The sequence below is a fragment of the Streptomyces sp. NPDC028305 genome, assembly GCF_055569495.1.
On sequence record NZ_JBVHTN010000007.1, the window covers coordinates 233,690 to 250,608 of the forward strand.

12 protein-coding genes and 3 pseudogenes are annotated in these 16,919 nt (G+C 72.7%); 9 read left to right on the forward strand and 6 right to left on the reverse strand.

Annotation, left to right across the window (positions count from 1 at the left end; genetic code table 11):
- The first annotated feature begins 72 nt into the window (after positions 1-72).
- Positions 73-3,921, forward strand: a complete 3,849-nt coding sequence (locus ACZ4WQ_RS30810) for an AfsR/SARP family transcriptional regulator (RefSeq protein ID WP_398373278.1) — start codon at positions 73-75, stop codon at positions 3,919-3,921.
- Between the two features lie 22 nt (positions 3,922-3,943).
- Here the strand turns inward: ACZ4WQ_RS30810 and ACZ4WQ_RS30815 are convergent, their stop codons facing one another.
- From ACZ4WQ_RS30815 to ACZ4WQ_RS30835, 5 genes are all read right to left on the reverse strand, one after another.
- Complete coding sequence (locus ACZ4WQ_RS30815; protein ID WP_398373280.1) at positions 3,944-4,873, reverse strand: siderophore-interacting protein; 930 nt, start codon at positions 4,871-4,873, stop codon at positions 3,944-3,946.
- Positions 4,874-5,025: 152 nt separating this feature from the next.
- Positions 5,026-5,673: a TetR/AcrR family transcriptional regulator gene (locus ACZ4WQ_RS30820; RefSeq protein WP_311725360.1), complete on the reverse strand. Its 648-nt coding sequence runs from the start codon at positions 5,671-5,673 to the stop codon at positions 5,026-5,028.
- A gap of 10 nt (positions 5,674-5,683) precedes the next feature.
- Positions 5,684-7,828: a xanthine dehydrogenase family protein molybdopterin-binding subunit gene (locus tag ACZ4WQ_RS30825; protein WP_398373283.1), complete on the reverse strand. Its 2,145-nt coding sequence runs from the start codon at positions 7,826-7,828 to the stop codon at positions 5,684-5,686.
- Entirely contained in the window at positions 7,825-8,826 is a 1,002-nt protein-coding gene (locus ACZ4WQ_RS30830; protein ID WP_311725362.1) for an FAD binding domain-containing protein, read from the reverse strand. The genes ACZ4WQ_RS30825 and ACZ4WQ_RS30830 overlap by 4 nt, the downstream gene beginning before the upstream one ends.
- On the reverse strand, positions 8,823-9,386 hold the full coding sequence (locus ACZ4WQ_RS30835) for a (2Fe-2S)-binding protein (RefSeq protein WP_385336708.1): 564 nt from the start codon (positions 9,384-9,386) through the stop codon (positions 8,823-8,825). Before ACZ4WQ_RS30835 ends, ACZ4WQ_RS30830 begins: the two co-directional genes overlap by 4 nt.
- A gap of 91 nt (positions 9,387-9,477) precedes the next feature.
- On the opposite strand from ACZ4WQ_RS30835, the gene ACZ4WQ_RS30840 reads away from it, so the two are divergent.
- From ACZ4WQ_RS30840 to ACZ4WQ_RS30860, 5 genes and pseudogenes are all read left to right on the forward strand, one after another.
- A complete protein-coding gene (locus ACZ4WQ_RS30840) occupies positions 9,478-10,617 on the forward strand; it encodes an XdhC family protein (RefSeq protein WP_398373647.1) in 1,140 nt (379 codons plus the stop codon).
- Between the two features lie 117 nt (positions 10,618-10,734).
- Positions 10,735-11,271 carry a TniQ family protein gene (locus tag ACZ4WQ_RS30845; protein ID WP_398373286.1) on the forward strand — a complete coding sequence of 179 codons (537 nt, stop codon included), beginning with the start codon at positions 10,735-10,737 and terminating at the stop codon, positions 11,269-11,271.
- Positions 11,272-11,468: 197 nt separating this feature from the next.
- Positions 11,469-11,885, forward strand: coding sequence for a DUF3995 domain-containing protein (locus ACZ4WQ_RS30850; protein WP_385336711.1), 417 nt, complete (start codon positions 11,469-11,471; stop codon positions 11,883-11,885).
- 66 nt (positions 11,886-11,951) lie between these two features.
- A pseudogene (locus ACZ4WQ_RS30855) lies at positions 11,952-12,131 on the forward strand (IS982 family transposase); the annotation flags it as partial.
- 187 nt (positions 12,132-12,318) lie between these two features.
- Positions 12,319-13,647: an MFS transporter gene (locus tag ACZ4WQ_RS30860; protein ID WP_398373288.1), complete on the forward strand. Its 1,329-nt coding sequence runs from the start codon at positions 12,319-12,321 to the stop codon at positions 13,645-13,647.
- Between the two features lie 179 nt (positions 13,648-13,826).
- Here the strand turns inward: ACZ4WQ_RS30860 and ACZ4WQ_RS30865 are convergent, their stop codons facing one another.
- Complete coding sequence (locus ACZ4WQ_RS30865; RefSeq protein WP_398373290.1) at positions 13,827-14,054, reverse strand: DUF7848 domain-containing protein; 228 nt, start codon at positions 14,052-14,054, stop codon at positions 13,827-13,829.
- A 752-nt stretch (positions 14,055-14,806) separates the two neighbouring features.
- Between ACZ4WQ_RS30865 and ACZ4WQ_RS30870 the strand changes: the two genes are divergently transcribed.
- The 3 genes and pseudogenes from ACZ4WQ_RS30870 to ACZ4WQ_RS30880 all read left to right on the forward strand — a co-directional run.
- A complete protein-coding gene (locus ACZ4WQ_RS30870) occupies positions 14,807-15,553 on the forward strand; it encodes a DUF5919 domain-containing protein (protein WP_311725369.1) in 747 nt (248 codons plus the stop codon).
- 272 nt (positions 15,554-15,825) lie between these two features.
- Positions 15,826-15,942, forward strand: a pseudogene (locus ACZ4WQ_RS30875) (IS5/IS1182 family transposase); the annotation flags it as partial.
- Between the two features lie 134 nt (positions 15,943-16,076).
- Positions 16,077-16,829, forward strand: a pseudogene (locus ACZ4WQ_RS30880) (DUF4158 domain-containing protein); the annotation flags it as partial.
- Positions 16,830-16,919 lie beyond the last annotated feature (90 nt).

Genomic DNA, 16,919 nt, shown 5'->3' on the forward strand with positions numbered 1-16,919 from the left:
CCACGGCCGCGAGCCGGACGAAAATGATTTCGCGATGCGGGACGGTGCGGGTCGGTTGGTGACAATGGGCGGGTGAAATACCGCTACCGCGTCCTCGGCGCCACCCAGGCCCTCCGTCCGGACGGCACCGAGGTGCCGCTCGGCGGCGCCCGGCTGCGGGCGCTGCTGGGCGCGCTGGCCCTGGGCGGCGGCCGGCCGGCGTCCACGGCGCAGCTGGCCGCCGAGCTGTGGGGCGAGGACGAGGCGCCGCCCGCCGACGAAGTGGCAGCGGTGCAGGCACTGGTGGGACGGCTGCGGCGGGCGCTGGGCAAGGAGGCGGTGGCCTCGGTGCCCGGCGGCTACCGCCTGGTGGCGGACAAGGACGATATCGACCTGTTCCGCTTCGAGCGGCTGGCGGCGGAGGGCTCCGCCGCGTTCGGCGCGGGTGATGCGCGCCTGGCCGCCGCACTGCTCGACGAGGCGCTGGAGCTGTGGCGCGGGCCGCTGCTCGCGGACCTCCCGGGCGCGGGCGGAGGCGTGTCTTCCGCGTCACGCGGCGGACCCGTGGCCATACGGGCCGAACGGCGCCACGCCCAGGCCCGCCGTGACCGCCTGGCGGCGGAGGTGGCACTGGGCGGCGCGGAGGGCGCCCTGGCCGAACTGGCGGCGCTGGCGGGCCAGGAGCCGCTGGACGAGCCGCTTCAGGCCCTGTGGATACGTGCCCTGCGGGCCGCCGGCCGGCGTGCCGAGGCCTTGCAGGCGTACGAGGAGGTCCGGCTCCGCCTCGCCGATCGCCTCGGCGCGGATCCGGGCGGCGAGCTGCGCGCCCTGCACGCCGAACTGCTCGCCGAGGACGCGGCCCCGCTCGCCGCGGAGGGCCCGGCACGGTCCGGCGGGTGGGGCGGTGCGTGGCGACAGGACGCGCGGGACGGCTCGGGTCGGCGCGGGGGGAGCGGCGGGCCGGGAGGTGTGGGGCGGCATCCCGGGAACGGTGCGCAGGGGGGCGCCGGGCAGGACGGCCCGAAACGGCTCGGGGAGCACGACGGTTGGCCACGACCTGAGCAGAGCGGGCGCGGCGGACAGGGACAGGGATACGGCGGGCAGCGCGGCGGGCGCCGTGACAGCGCGCGGGGCGCTTTGGGACAGGGCGCCCGGCAGGGTGGCCTGGAGCGGGATGGCGCGTGCGGTGGGCGGGAGTTCGGCGGGGGCGGCGGCGCGCAGCGGCGCGGCGCGGGCGGCGAGCCGTGGCACGCCGAAGGCGATATGGCGTGGCATGCCGATGGCGGTGCCGGGGAGCGCGGTGGGTCCGACAGCACATGGCAGGACGACCAGCGTGCTGGGCCCGCCGCGGATGGCGGGCAACGCGGGCCGGGAAATCTGCGGCCCCGGCTCACCACCTTCGTGGGGCGCGAGGCAGAACTGGGTGAGCTGGCAAGCGAGTTGCGCACCCGGCGCCTGGTCACCCTGATGGGCACCGGCGGCGTCGGGAAGACCCGGCTGGCCCTGGAGGCCGCCGAGGCGGCGGCCGGGGCCTGGCCCGACGGGGTGTGGCTGGCCGAGCTGGCGCCCGTACGGGACGGGGAGACCGTGCCGGAGGCGGTCCTGACCGCCGTCGGGGCGCGCGACACGGCGCTGCGGGGGCCCGGCGCCCAGGAGCTGCGGGCGGCCGAGGGCGCCGCGCCGGGGCCGCTTGCCGAACTGGTGGAGCACTGCGGTCGGCGTCGGATGCTGCTCGTCCTGGACAACTGCGAGCATGTGATCGGCGCCGCCGCCGAGTTGGCCCGGTCGCTGCTCACCGGCTGCCCGGGCGTGACCGTGCTGGCCACCAGCCGGGAGCCGCTGGGCGTGCCGGGCGAGTGGGCGCGGCCCGTCGAGCCGCTGCCGGGCGAGTGGGCGCTGCGGCTGCTCGCGGAGCGCGGCGCCGCCGTGCGCCCCGGGTTCGGCGTGGCCGACGACCGGCCCGCCTGTGTGGAGATCTGCCGTCGGCTCGACGGCCTCCCGCTGGCCATCGAGCTGGCCGCGGCCCGGCTGCGGGCGCTGACCCCGCGCCAGATCGCCGACCGGCTGGACAGCCGCTTCCGGCTGCTGACCGGCGGCCACCGGACCGCGCTGCCCCGGCAGCGGACGCTGCGGGCGGTGGTGGACTGGTCCTGGGACCTGCTGGACGAGGACGAGCGGACCGTGCTGCGGCGGCTGGCCGTCTTCTCGGGCGGCTGTGCGCTGGAGGAGGCCGAGGCGGTCTGCGCCGGGGACGCCCCGGGCGACTGGGCCGACCCCGCCCCGAAGGACACCCTGGACACCCTGGACACCCTGGACACCCTGAACATCCTGAGCTCCCTCGTCGACAAGTCGCTCGTGCTCGCCGTCCCCGAGGGGCCGGGCGGGATGCGCTACCGGCTGCTGGAGACCGTCGCCGAGTACGCCGCGCGGCGGCTGGCCGAGGCCGGGGAGCGGGAGGCCGTCGAGCGGCGGCATCTGACCGTCTTCCGCGAACTGGTCCGCATCGGCGACCCGCTGCTGCGCGGCCCGGAACAGGCCCGGTGGCTGGGGCGGTTCGAGGCGGAGCACGACAACCTTCGGGCCGCGCTGCGCCGGGCCGTGGCGCTGCGGGAGGAGCAGGAGGGGCTGTGCCTGGCGCTGTCCATGAGCTGGTTCTGGCAGCAGCGCAACCACCTGGGCGACGTACGCTCCTGGGCGCCCGCCGTCGCCGCGCTCGGCCCCGACCCCTTCCTCCCGCCCGTGCGGCCCGCCGTGCCGCTGGCCGAGCCCTGCACCGACCGGCCGCCGCCCTGGTCCGAGGAGCAGCTGTGGGAGGCCCGGCGCGGGGTGCGGCTGCTGATCTTCGCGAGCAGCGGAGAGAGCGGTGGCGCCTCCGCCGACCGGGAGGGCGGCCAGGAGTATCTGCGCGGGATCGTCGACGCGTACCGGCCGGGCCTGCCGCAGACCTTCCGCCAGCCGGGCTTCGTGTGGTTCTCCGCCAAGCTGCTCACCGGCCGGGCCGCGAGCCTCGGCGAGACGCTGGACGACATGGTGCGGGGTTGCCGGGAGCTGGGGCACCCCTGGGAGCTCGGCTTCGCCCTGCTGATGCGCGCCAGGACGCGGTACGGCCGCCCCGGCGGGACCGAGCGGTCGGTGGACGACGCCGACCAGTCGCTGCGGCAGTTCGAACGGGCCGGTGATCCCTGGGGGATCGCGGAGTCGCTGTCCGCGCGCGGCGAGGCGTACGAGTGGCGGGGCCGGTACGAGGAGGCCGCCGCCGACTTCGCCCGCGCCATCGAGGTCTCCGCGCGGGGCGGCGCGCAGCCCCAGGTCCCGGCGCTCGAGGCCAGGCTGGCGTCCGTACGGCTGGAGACCGCCCGGGACGAGGAGGAGCGGGCCGAGGCCGAACGGCTGCTGCGCCAAGCGGTGGTGGAGTCGGGCCGGTATGCCGGGGAGACCCTGGACACGGCGCGGCTGATGCTGGTCCAGCACCTCGGCCGCACCGGCCGCACCGGCGCCGCCCGCGACCAGCTGGAACTGCTGGAGCAGGCGTTTCCGGCCACCACCCCCGCGATTCTCACCGGCATGGTGGCGGGCCTGCACGGCTGGCTGGACTGCGTGGACGGCGCGTACGAGCGCGCCCGGAGCCGGCTGAGGCGGGCCGTGAGCTCGCTGGAGCCCCTGGCGTATCTGGTCGCCCCGCATCTGGTCGCCGAGCAGTTCATCAGCGCCGCCTGGGCCAAGGCGCACCTGGGCGCGGCGGAGGACGGGGCGCGGCTGCTCGGCGCCTACGACCACGGGCCCGTGATGGAGGGCTTCTGCTTCCGTACGCTCTCGGCCGCCGCCGAGGTGCGGCAGCGGGCCGAGGCGGAGCTGCGCCGGGTGCTGGACGCGCGGGCGTACGAGCGCGCCTACGCCGAGGGCGGCGGCCTCGCGGTGCGGGACGCCGCCGCCCTCGTGTGACGCCGGGCCGGGCGGGCCCGGCTCAGCCGTTCTGCTCGGCCTGCGCGTCCGCCACCCGCTCCCGCGCCTCGGCCAGGTCCTCCTCGGTCGGGGCGTCGTCCTGGGTGAGCTTCAGCCGCCAGTAGCCGGTGAAGTCGATCGACCGCCGGTCGATGCCGCGCTCGCCCACCAGATGACGGCGCAGGCTCCGTACCGCCCCCGCCTCACCGGCCAGCCACGCGAACACCGAGCCGGGCGGGAAGGCGGCCGAACGCACCGCGTCGAGCAGCGACCCACCGCCCCCGGTGGGGCGCCCGTTCCGGTGCAGCCAGTGCACCTCCACCTCGCCGGCGGTCGTGAAGCGCTGCTCCTCGGCCGCGTCGGCGACCTCGATGTACGCCACCGCGCGGGCGCCCTCGGGCAGCGCCTCGATCAGCGTGCCGATCGCGGGCAGCGCGGACTCGTCCCCGGCCAGCAGCGTCCAGTCGGCCTCGCCGAGCGGCACGGGGCGGGCGAAGGCCGCCGACGGGCCGAACATGCCGAGCGTGTCGCCGGGCCCGGCCGTCAGCGCCCAGCTGGTCGCAGGGCCCACGCCGCTGTGCCCGCCCCCGACGCCATGCCCGCCCCCGTCGCCGTGCCCGTCCCCGGCTCCGTGCAGCACGAAGTCGATGTCGAGCGTCCGGCTGTGCGCGTGATGCGCCCGGATGGTGTAGCTCCGCATCCACGGCCGCTCGTCCTCGGGGATCGCCTGGTACGCCTCGTACCACCGCATCACGTCGCCGTCCGGGCCGGGCTCCGGAAGGCGGGGCTCCGACTGGCCCGGCCTGGGGAAGTACAACTTGACCTGCTGGTCGGGCGCGTCGCAGACGAAGTCGGCGAGGGCGTCCCCGCCGAAGGTCACGCGCACCATGCGCGGGGTGATCCGCCGCACCTCGGTGACCTGGATGAACCGGACCGGCAACGACTGCTGCACCGAACCTCCTGAAGGCAGTGGGGTGTGAACGGCGGCCACGACATCCGGGCGTGTCCGCCTGTGTCCACGACGCTCCCAGCCGCCCCCTACAGCCGGTCGACAGCTCGCCTACAGCCCGCCGACCACCACACGGCCCGCCCCAGGGGTATCCGTCAAGATCCGCCGGGCGCCTGAGCCCCCGCGTCCGGGAGGCCGTATCCGTCCACCATGGCGCGGGCCGCCCGCGTGGCGCGGGCGGCGACCTCCGCCGCCACCGCATCGGGTTCGCCGAATACTCCGTCGAGCAGGAGGGCGACATAGCCGCGCGCCAGCGCGGAGAGCGCTTCGAGCAGCTCGACGGCGGCCTTCGCCGCCCGGTCCGGCGGCACCACGTCGAACGCGCTCGGCAGCAGCAGGTCGATGAACTCCCTGGTGCTGTCGCGCAGCTCCAGGTGGTGGACGCGCAGGCCGGGGGCGAAGAGCAGGTCGAACGCGCCCCGGTGGACGGCCGCCGCGCGCACATAGCTGCCCGCGACCATGGCGAGGCGCTCCTGGGGCGAGGTGGCCGTGGCCATGCCCTGGAGATGGATCGTCCGCAGCCTGCGCGAGACCTCCAGGGCGGCGGCCGCCAACAGCGTGTCGCGGTCGGCGAAGTGGCGGTACGGCGCCCCGGGGCTCACCCGGGTGCGGCGCGCGGCCTCAGCGACGGAGAAGCCGCGCACCCCCACCTCGTCGACTATGTCGAGTGTCGCCCTGACCAGCGCGGCGGCGAGGTCGCCGTGGTGGTAGGCGCCGCGTTCCCTGCCCCCGCTGTGTGCCATCCGGCTGACCTTATCGGATATCCGTTCGGTTTTCTCCGGCCCCGTCGCGCATGACCCGCAGGGCCTCGCGCGACCGCTCGATGCGGATCGGCAGATCCCGCGCCCGCACGCCGGTGGCGTGGTGGAAGGCGTTCGCGATGGCGGCCGCCGCGCCCACGATGCCCAGCTCGCCGATGCCCTTGCCGCCGACCGGGTTGAGCCGGTCGTCGCGCTCGTCCAGCCAGTGCACCTCCAGCTTCGGGACGTCGGCGTGGGCGGCGATGTGGTAGCCCGCGAAGTCGTGGTTGGCGAAGTCGCCGAACGCCGGGTCCACCTCGCCGACCTCCAGCAGCGCCATCGAGAGCCCCATCGTCATCGCCCCGAGGAACTGCGAGCGGGCCGTGGTGGGGCTGAGGATCCGCCCGGCCGCGAACACCCCCAGCATCCGGTCGACGCGGATCTCGCCGGTGTCGGCGTCCACCCGCACCTGGGCGAACTGCGCGCCGAAGGTGTGGCGTGAGAGGTCCGCCCGTTCCTGGAGGTCCTCGGTGGTGTCGGCCACCACCTCCAGGCCCCCGTCCGGGACGACACCCGCGTAGCCGCGCATCTCCTCCACCAGCGCGCGGCACGCCTTGTGGACGGCCCAGCCCCACGAGGACGTGCCCATCGAACCGCCCGCGAACGTCGCCACGCCCAGCGACGCCCGGCCGATCTCCAGCCGCAGCCGCGTCGGGGACACCCCGAGCGCGTCCGCCGCCACCTGCGTCAGCGCGGTGCGCGCCCCCGTACCGATGTCGACCGCGCCGATCCGGACCAGGAAGGTCCCGTCCGGCTCGGCGCGCGCGGTGGCCGTGGAGGGCGCGGTGTAGTCGGGGTGGTGCGAGGCGGCCATGCCGGTGCCGACCAGCCACCGCCCCTCCCGGCGGACCCCCGGCGCCGGATCGCGCCGCTCCCAGCCGAATCGTTCGGCGCCCTCGCGCAGACACTCGACCAGGCTGCGGCTGCTGAACGGCTTGCCGGTGCCCGGGTCCAGCTCCGGCTCGTTACGGATGCGCAGCTCGATCGGGTCCATGCCCAGCTCGACGGCCAGCTCGTCGATGGCCGACTCCAGCGCGAACATGCCCGGGGTGTGGCCGGGCGCCCGGAACCAGGCGGGCGTCATGATGTCCAGCGGCGCCACCTTCACGGTGGTGCGGACATCCGGCGCCGCGTACATCATCCGCGTCGAGGACACCGTCTGGTCGGCGAACTCCAGCATCCTCGACCGCGGCTGCACCGACTCGTGGTCGATCGCGGTCAGCCGGCCGTCCCGCTCGGCCCCGAGCCGGATCCGCTGGATCGTCGGCGCCCGGTGGGGGACCAGCGCGAACATCTGCTGCCGGGTCAGCGCGATCTTCACCGGCCGCCGTACGACCTGGGCGGCCAGCACCGCCAGAACGGCCGGTGAGCGCGGAATGCCCTTGGACCCGAAGCCGCCGCCGACGTGTTCGGTGACCACCTCCACCGCGTCCAGGTCGAGCCCGAACAGCCCGGCCATCAACTGCGCGGCGAAGCGCGGGCCCTGGTTGGAGTCGTGCAGGGTCAGCCGGCCCTCCTGCCAGGAGGCGATGGTGGCGTGCGGCTCCATCGGGCTCGGATGCTCCACCGGAGTGGAATACGTGGCGTCGGTGCGCACCGGGGCGGCCGCCAGGGCGCGCTCCACATCGCCGCGCTCCTGGAACCCGGGTTCGCCGTCGGTCACGCGCTCGGGGACATACGCCGCCTCGTCGTCCGCGCGCAGCACCACATCGTGCGGCTCGGGCGCGTAGCTCAGCCGCACCGCCGCCGCGGCCTCGCGCGCGGACTCCAGGGAGGTGGCCACCACCGCCGCCACGATCTGCCCGTGGTAGGCCACCTCGGGGGACTGAAGCACGAACAGGTCGGCGCTGACCTCGGCGTCCGCGTTCAGCCGCGGGGCGTTGCCGGAGTCGAGGACCGCGAGCACGCCCGGCAGGGCGAGGGCCGCGGCCGCGTCCACCTCCGTCACCCGGCCGCGGGCGATCGTCGACTGCACCGGCCAGACATAGGTGATGTGGGGGGTCGGGAACTCATAGGAGTACAGCGCCTCCCCGGTGACCTTCTGGGGGCCGTCCACCCGGGTCAGCGGGGCGCCGATCGTCTGCTCGACGGTGGTCATGCGCGGTCCTTCCTCGCGACCAGGTCGCGGATGGCGGCGACGATCAGATCAATGGTCAGGTCGACCTTGAACGCGTTGTCAGGCAGCGGGCGGGCGGCGGCCAGCTCCGCCCGCGCGGCCTCGCGCAGCGTCGCCTCGTCCGGGCGCCGCCCCCGCAGCAGCTCCTCCGCCGTCCTGGCCCGCCAGGGGCGCGGCGCCACGCCGCCGAGCGCGATCCGTACGTCCGCCACCCGGCCCGACTCGTCCACGCTCACCGCCGCGCCCACGCTGACCAGCGCGAAGGCGTACGAGCGGCGGTCGCGCACCTTGCGGTAGGCCATCGCCGCGCCCGGCGGTGGCGCCGGCAGCTCCACGGCGGTGATCAGATCGCCGTGTTCCAGCACGGTCTCGCGCTCCGGCGTGTCGCCGGGCAGCACATACAGCTCCTCCACCGGGACGGTGCGCGCGCCGCCGTCCGCCGACCGCAGCCGCGCCACCGCGTCCAGCGCGACCAGCGCCACCGCCATGTCGGACGGGTGGCCCGCCACGCAGTGTTCGGAGGTGCCGAGGATCGCGAGCTCGCGGTGCGCGCCCTCGATCGCGGGACAGCCCGAGCCCGGCCGGCGCTTGTTGCAGGGCTTGGTCACGTCCTGGAAGTAGCCGCAGCGGGTGCGCTGCATCAGATTGCCCGCCACCGTGGCCACCGTGCGCAGCTGCCCGGACGCGCCCGCCAGCAGCGCCTGCGACAGCAGCGGGAAACGCCGCCGGACCCCCGGGTCGCCGGCCAGCTCGCCATTGCGCACCGCGGCGCCGATCAGCGCCGAGCCGTCGTCGCGGTGCTCGACGCGGTCGTGGTCGAGCCGCGAGACGTCCACGACCAGGCCCGGCCCCGCGACACCCAGCTTCATCAGGTCCACCAGGTTGGTGCCGCCGCCCAGGTACACGGCGTCGGGCCGGTCCGCCACCAGCGCGGCCGCCTCGTCGGCGTCGGCCGCCCGTACGTACGCGAACTCCCTCATCGCGCGCCGCCCCCGTCCGTGCCCGCCGCCTCCAGGACGGCCTCCACGATGCCGCCGTACGCGCCGCAGCGGCACAGATTGCCGCTCATCCGCTCGCGGACCTCCTCGTGGTCCAGCGCGCCGACCCCCGCGGCGGAGGCGATGTCTTCGGTCACCTGGCTCGGCCAGCCGCGCCGGGCCTCGCCGAGCGCCCCGATCGCCGAGCAGATCTGGCCCGGTGTGCAGTAGCCGCACTGGAGCCCGTCATGGTCGAGGAACGCCCGCTGCACCGGGTGCAGCCCGTCGCCGCTTGCCAGATCTGCTACTCCCTCGATCGAGACGATGTCCCGCCCCTCGGCCGCCACCGCGAACATCAGACAGCTGTTCACCCGGTCCCCGTCCATCAGGACGGTGCACGCGCCGCACTGCCCGTGGTCGCACCCCTTCTTCGTGCCGGTCAGGCCCAGCCGCTCGCGGAGCACATCGAGCAGGGTGGTGCGGTTGTCCACGGTCAGAGCGTGTTTCTCGCCGTTGATCCGCAAGGTGATGTCGCTACTCGGAGACGAATGTGAGAGGCTCATACATCCAATGTATCAATCTCTTACATGAGTTGAGGGAACATCAGCGATGCCAGAGCCCGAACTGCCGAGGGCGGGGATGTCGGGGGCGCAGATGACGGGGGGCGACCCGCCGCGCGTGGTCGAGGAGGCGCACCGCTGGTGGCGCGCGGGTGAGCCCTTCGCGCGCGCCACGGTCGTGGACACCTGGCGCTCCTCACCCCTGCCGCCGGGCACGAGCATGCTGGTCGGGCCGGACGGCTCCGCCGTCGGCAGCGTCTCCGGCGGCTGCGTCGAGGGCGCGGTCTACGAACTGGCCCAGGAGGCCATCGCCTCCGGGACACCAGTGCTCCAGCGCTACGGGGTGAGCGACGACGACGCGTTCGCGGTCGGACTGACCTGCGGCGGGATCATCGACGTCTACGTGGAGCGGATCGACCCCACGGGCTTTCCCGAGTTCGGCGAGGTGGCCACGGCGGTCCGGTCCGGGGCGCCGGTGGCCGAAGTCACCTGCGTGGCCGTGGCCGGCCCCGACCCCGCGGCCAGGCTCGGCCGCCGCATGGTCGTCGGCCCCGACACCACCACCGGCACGCTCGGCTCCCGGCGGCTGGACGCGGCCGCCGCCGAGGCCGCGCGCGGCATGCTGGCCGGCGGGCGCACCGGCACCCTGCGCCACGGCTACGACGGCCGGCCCCTCGGCGACGAGCTCACCCTGTTCGTCTCCGCCCACGCCGCGCCGCCCAGGCTGCTGGTCTTCGGCGCCGTCGACTTCGCGGCGGCACTCGCCCGGATCGGCTGCTTCCTCGGCTATCGCGTCACCGTCTGCGACGCCCGCCCCGTCTTCGCCACCCGGCGCCGCTTCCCCGAGGCACACGAGGTCGTGACCGACTGGCCACACCGCTATCTGCGGGCCGAGGCCGAGGCGGGCCGCCTCGACGAACGGACCGCGGTCTGCGTCCTCACCCACGACCCCAAGTTCGACGTGCCCCTGCTGGACTGCGCCCTGCGCCTCCCGCTCGGCTACATCGGCGCCATGGGCTCCCGCCGCACCCACGAGGACCGGCTGCGCCGCCTGCGCGAGCGCGGCCTCGGCGCGGACCGGCTGGCCCGGCTGTCCTCGCCCATCGGCCTCGACCTCGGCGCCCGCACCCCCGAGGAGACCGCGGTCAGCATCGCCGCCGAGATCGTCGCCGACCGCTGGGGCGGCAGCGGCGCCCGGCTGACCTCGCGCACGGGCAGGATCCACCACGTGTAATGCACGTCTACAGAGAGAGCCCGTTACGGGGGCCGTGGAAGACTGGGATCGTGCGCGCCTGGGCCGAGGGCTGGGTCGTCTCGCGCGAGGCGGCCCCTCCCGTGGAAGAGCAGAGCCTTGGGGCCTCACCGCCGACGTCGGACTGACCGGCCGGGTGATCCGGCACGTCCTACCCGAGGCCGACGAACCGCTCGTAACCGCTCGTCCGCAAGCTCGCCGAGACGCTCAAAGCGCTTCGCCCACAGCACCCGGCTCACGACGGACGAGGCAGCCGCCCTGACTCTTGAACCGCATGGCGAACGCTTCCCATCGGTCACCGAATCCCTGCGCGTCCAGACCCAGCACCGCTTCACCTGGACCCGCATCGACCCGTGGGCCCTGTCGACCTTCACGCGCTACTGCCCCAAGTGCCTCGCCGGGGACGGGTCCGTGATCCAGCAGCGGCACGGCGGCCCCTGGAACGCGGCGGAATGGCGTCTGGCGGTCAGCTTCATCTGCCGCGATCACCGCACCTTCCTGCGGCACCTCTGCCCCATCTGCCGACGTCCCGCCCACAAGTTCGACGCCCAGGCGGGCTCCAAGCTCCCGCCGCTCATGCAGTTCAAGGGGTTTCACCGACATAATGGCCAACCAGGAATCGACACAGCCGCCTGACCACTAGACGATCAAGTCTGATGTGTCCGGTCGCATGTGGTGGCCGACTGGATGGCGGGCGTCCCGGTTTCTCAGCGCTGCTGGCGGCTGCGCGCCACGGCAGTGGCATGCTCCTCGCTATGCATGAAGATCCGCAGGACAAGACAACGCCTCGGTGGTGGGGGCGTATCGCGTGTACGTGGGCGGTCACTTTCGCTGTGCTTCATTTCTACTGGGCGCTCGGCGGCAGCTGGGGCCTGAGTGTCTCGGCGGGGCCCTTGGCCGAGGAACGCCCCGGGTGGTTCGTGGTGGTGGGCTTGTGGGGTGTGGGAATGCTGTGCCTTGTCGGCGGCATGCTGGGATGGCTTCTCGCCCGGCCACGGCCTCATGGCCTGGCCGGACGGGCGGTCAAGACCCTGGGCTGGTGCGCCTGCGCTGTGCTGGTGGTGCGCAGCATCGCCGTCGAGGTGCTGGTGCTGAGTGACGCAGTGGGCCGGGAGATAGACGTGAGCCCGGAACAGCGGCTGTGGACGCTGGCGCTCTGGAATCCCTGGTTCCTGGTCGGCGGTCTCGTCTTCGGCCTGGCTGCACGGCAGTTCGGAAGAGCGAGTGGCCCGAGTAGCGGTGGCGCCTGACGGCGCGCCGCGGAACACGAACAGGGTGTCCAAGATCGTGGCGTGAACGACGACCTGGACACCCTTCTGCCGCGGCAATCCGGGTACAGCAAGCGCCTCAAAGCGGCGCTGCCCCTGGTGAGAAGGGCGATACGGATGCTGGCGGCGGACACGGACTTCTGGTTCGACACCCACCGGATCGCCGACTCCGCGCCGGTACCGTGCGGGATGTCCCGCCCGACGGTGAAGCGGTCGGACCTGGCCGGCTGATGGGTGACGCGATCAACGCGGCCACGCAAGGCCGCTTCCTCTTTCCGGCCGGGCCCTTGGCGCTGTTGCTCGCGGACAGATGGGCGTCCTCGTGGCCGGAGGGTGAGATGGATCCGCACCGGAGCTGGGGCGGGGACACAATGGTCCCATTTCCGGAATGGATGTAGGAGGAATCAACCCAGCCGTGGACACTGCGAGGAGCACCGACGACGAAGTCGGCCCGGCGAGCGAAAGCGAGCCCGCCGGGCCGGGCGGGAAGGGGTGGCGGGGGTGGGTCATGGATGTGCGGCCGCTGCGGCACCGGCCGTTCCGACGGCTGTGGGCGTCGACATCCGTCACCACCGTCGGCAGTCAGCTGACCGCGGTGGCCGTGCCCAAGCAGGTCTACGACCTCACCGGCTCCTCGGCCTGGGTCGGCTATGCGAGCTTCGCGGGGCTGCTGCCGCTGGTGGTCTTCGCGCTGTGGGGCGGCGCGGTCGCCGACCGGGTGGACCGGCGGAAGCTGATGCTGTTCACGAATGTGGGCATCGCCGTCATCTCGCTGCTGTTCTGGGCGCAGTCCGCCGCCGGGATCCACTCGGTGGCGCTGCTCATGGTGCTGCTCGCCGCCCAGCAGGGCCTGTTCGGCATCAACTTCCCGGCCCGCAGCGCCTCGATAGCCAGGCTCGTGCCCGCCGAGGAACTGCCCGCCGCGGGCGCCCTTCAGTCCACCGTGGCGCAGACCGGCATGGTCCTCGGGCCGCTGCTGGCGGGGGCGCTGATCCCGCTCATCGGGCTGTCCACGCTGTATGTGATCGACGCCGTCGCGCTGTGCGCCACCCTGTGGGCCGTATGGCGGCTGCCTCCGCTGCCTCCGCTGCCTCCGCTGGACGAGGGCGAGGGGAGCGGGCCCGGCCGGCGGCGGGCCGGCGCGCGGGAGGTAGCCGACGGGTTCCGCTACATCGTGGCCCAACGGGTGCTGCTGCTGTCCTTCCTCGCGGACATCGTGGCGATGGTCTTCGGCATGCCGCGGGCGCTGTTCCCGCAGCTGGCGTCGAGCACGTACGCGCCCTGGGGTGAAGGGTTCGCGCTCGGGCTGCTGTTCGCGGCGATCCCCATCGGGGCGGTGGCCGGCGGGCTGATGTCGGGCACCTTCTCGCGGGCGCGCCGGCACGGGCTGATGGTCAGCGCCGCGGTGGTGGTCTGGGGGCTGGCCATCACCGGGTTCGGGCTGAGCGCCGGACTGTGGTGGGCGGCGGGCTTCCTGGCGGTGGCGGGCGTCGCCGACATGGTCTCCATGGTCTTCCGCGGGGCGATCCTCCAGTCGGCCGCCACCGATGACATGCGCGGCCGGATGCAGGGCGTCTTCACGGTGGTGGTGGCCGGCGGCCCGCGCCTGGCCGATTTGCTGCACGGCACGGCCGGCTCGCTGTTCGGCCCCCGGGTGGCGGTGGCCGCGGGCGGACTGCTGGTGGTCGCCACGATGCTCGCCCTGACCGCCGCGGCGCCCTCCTTCCGGCGCTACACCGGCTGAGGCGGGCGCCCGCGCAGGCTGTTCCCCTACCGCCCCTGCCCGAATGGGCTATCGTGCGCCACTGGGCGCCGGGTTATGGTCCGGCGCATGCTCTGGACGCAGCGAGGCGCCCCGACAGCCGTCAAAGTCAGGCTGTCGGGGGCGCGGCCCGTACCGGCCGGGGGTGCCGGTTCGGGCGCCTATTCCTCCCGCGTCACCCGCGCATGGTCCGTCACCACTCGGCGGAAGAGATCATGACCGGTCCGGCCGGTATGGCGTAGACACCACTGCTGCGCCGCCTCCTGCTCCTCCTGCGGGCCGGATTCCTCACCACAGCCGGACGTGATGCAGAACGCTTCGAATGTGGCTCCGCCGTCTGGCACGTGCCGGATGGTGTGCGGCACGAAACGCATCACTGAGCGGACCATGAAAACACCTTCACGGCGCTCTGGCAGTCCGTCATGGGCAATCGGGCGCCCCTGCTCTCAGCGACCCGTAGAGCGTCGCCCAGGCATTCGGACAGCCGCGCGCCGGCGTAACGCAATTCGGTCGCGGAAGCCTTGGGGTCGCTGAGGATCTTCCGTGCGTGGTTCAGCACCTCGGCTCCCATGGTGAGCTGAACGGCTTCCATCTCGTCAGCGAGCCGCCAGAGAAACCCGCCCTCACTACCTGGAGCGAGGAAACACGGTTTCCCACCTTCGGATGGCCATGGCAGTAGCCGTGCCGGTTCCCGGTCATTCATCGGGGCACCTCCGGCAGAAAGTCGGCGCCCACAGTCGCCAGCACGAGAGCACGCATGCGCTGCGGGTGTCGCTGCCGTTCCTGCCGCCTCTCATGCGCCACCAGGTAGGGGCGCACCATGGCAAGCGCGTGCGCGGCACGCACAGGGGGTGCCACGTGGGCGCGGTTGTGCTTGCCGGGGGTGTGTCGCCCGAACAGGGCCTCTCTCACCCGTTCGGGTAGTCGTGATAGGCATTGCATGTCGGTCTGCTCCATTCAGATCGGCCACGCCCCGGGGCCGTTCGCGCGGTCGCCGGGGGCCTTGCGTCCAGGCAGCCTGCCAACCCCTTAAAGACGTATCCGCCCACGTCTGGGGGACAGTTGGGAGGTTCGGGCGGTAGCGTTGAAGAACGCCCAAACGTCCGAGGGAGAGACCTTGAACACTGCCTTACGATCAGCTATGGCAGACGCCAAACTGTCGGCGCGGCAACTTGCCTCACGCGTCGGGGTCTCCGGAAAGACGGTCGAACGTTGGATCGCGGACGCGGCCCTGATTCCACATGCGCAGAACCGTGAGGACGCCTGCATGGCGTTGGGAGTGAGTGAAGAAATGATCTGGCCGAAGGCAATCAAAGACCGTGTGAAAACGGGTGCCGACCGGGAAATTATCCGCTCTTACCCGTATCGCTCGGCGTGCCCATCGACGGTGTGGGGAGAACTCATTGCGTCATCTTCGGATGAACTCTTTTTCGCCGGTTACACAAACTATTTCCTCTGGCTGGAACAACCAATGTTCGCAAGCACACTGCGACGTAAAGCAGAAAGCGGATGCCGTGTCAGATTCCTGCTGGGCAACCCCGACTGCGAAGTAACGCGTCAGCGCGAACAGATCGAGGATGTCTCACTTACCGTTTCCACGCGCGTTCGCGTCACGCTGGAAAACCTCGCGAAGCTGGGCACTGTTCAGGGGATAGAGGCGCGGTTCTCGGCAACGGCCGATGCCGCTAATCACGTCTCGCTATCAGTTTTTCGGTTCGACAATCAGGCGTTGGTCACTCCGCATCTCGCACGCCTGGTCGGCCACGACTCTCCGCTTCTGCATTTGCGCAAGCATGGCGACGGCGGCATGTTTGACCGGTTCGCCGAGCACGCAGAGGAATTGTGGTCCAGGGGCGCACCGGTAGAACACGCACCCGCTATGCAGTAGTCACAACGCAAAAAGGGCCCCGGTGCCATCCTGCAGACGCGAGAAGTGCTGGGGCCCTTTCTGCTGCCTGTCGCGTAGCCGAGTCGGCAAACCGCTTAATGGCGCCTGCGCGTAACGCGACCAGTCACCGAACGGCACAGACTTTGCGCCCGCGCCCGTGGCGTGCACGAATGGATCGATGAAAGCTGGCTTTCCAATCATTGATCCGGAGGCGCCGGGTGGACCGTCGGTGACGAATTCAGTTCCGGCTGTTTCGCCCGTGGTGGCCTTTGACCCACGTGATCCTTGACGGCACGCTCATCGAGTCGGACCGTCTCACCGGCGTCCGTGAGAACGGCAACGACCTGTGGTTCAGCAAGAAGCACAGGGCGTTCGGCGGCAGCGTGCAGTTCGGGGGTTGAGGAACATCGGAACGAAAACCGGCGCTAAGCCCGTGGAGTGCCTGAGAGTGCTTTGACCTGGGGTTCGGCGGGGGCGGAGCCTTCGGCAGTCGTGTTGATCACTGACTGTGTGGAGGTCCGGGGTGCCGGTCGAGTTTCTGACGGATGCACAAGCCGCCGCGTACGCGGCCTACGGCGGGGCGCCGTCCCGTACGGAGTTGGAGCGTTTCTTCTTCCTGGACGACGCGGACCGGGAGCTGATCGAGGGCAAGCGGCGGTCCCACAACCGGCTGGGCTTCGCGGCCCAGCTCACGACCGCGCGCTACCTCGGGGTGTTCCTGGACGACCCGACCGACGTTCCGCCGGAGGTCGTCGACTACCTCGCCGAGCAGCTCGGCATAGCGGACGCGTCGGCACTGAAGGCGTACGGGGACCGGGAGAACACCCGGCTGGCCCACGTCCGTGAACTGCGGAAGCTCCTGGAGTACACGGAGTTCGCCGAGGCGGAAGCCGAGTTGAGGGTGTGGGTGGACGCGCGGGCGTGGACGACCGGGGAGGGCCCAAAGGCGTTGTTCGACGCGGCGGTGGGGTGGTTGCGTGAGCGGCGGGTGCTGCTGCCCGGCGTGACGACGCTCGCCCGGCTGGTCGCGTCGGTGCGGGAGGCGGCGAACCAGCGACTGTGGGACAGCCTCTACGGGCTGCTGAGCACCGGGCAGCGGGCGGTGCTCGACTCCCTGCTGACCGTGCCGCCCGGCGCGCGGGTGTCGGAGCTGGACCGGCTGCGGCGCGGTCCGGTGCGGATCTCCGGGCCGCAGATGAAGTGGGCGCTTGAGCGGGCGGCGGAGATCGACGCGTTCGGTATGGGTGAGCCGAGAATCTCGCGGTCGCCGGGCCGGGCGCCTTCCTTCTCCAGGGCGGCGCGGACGACGACGGCGTGCGCGTCGTTGAAGATCTCCTCCAGGCGGGTGTCGCTCTGCGGGCCCACG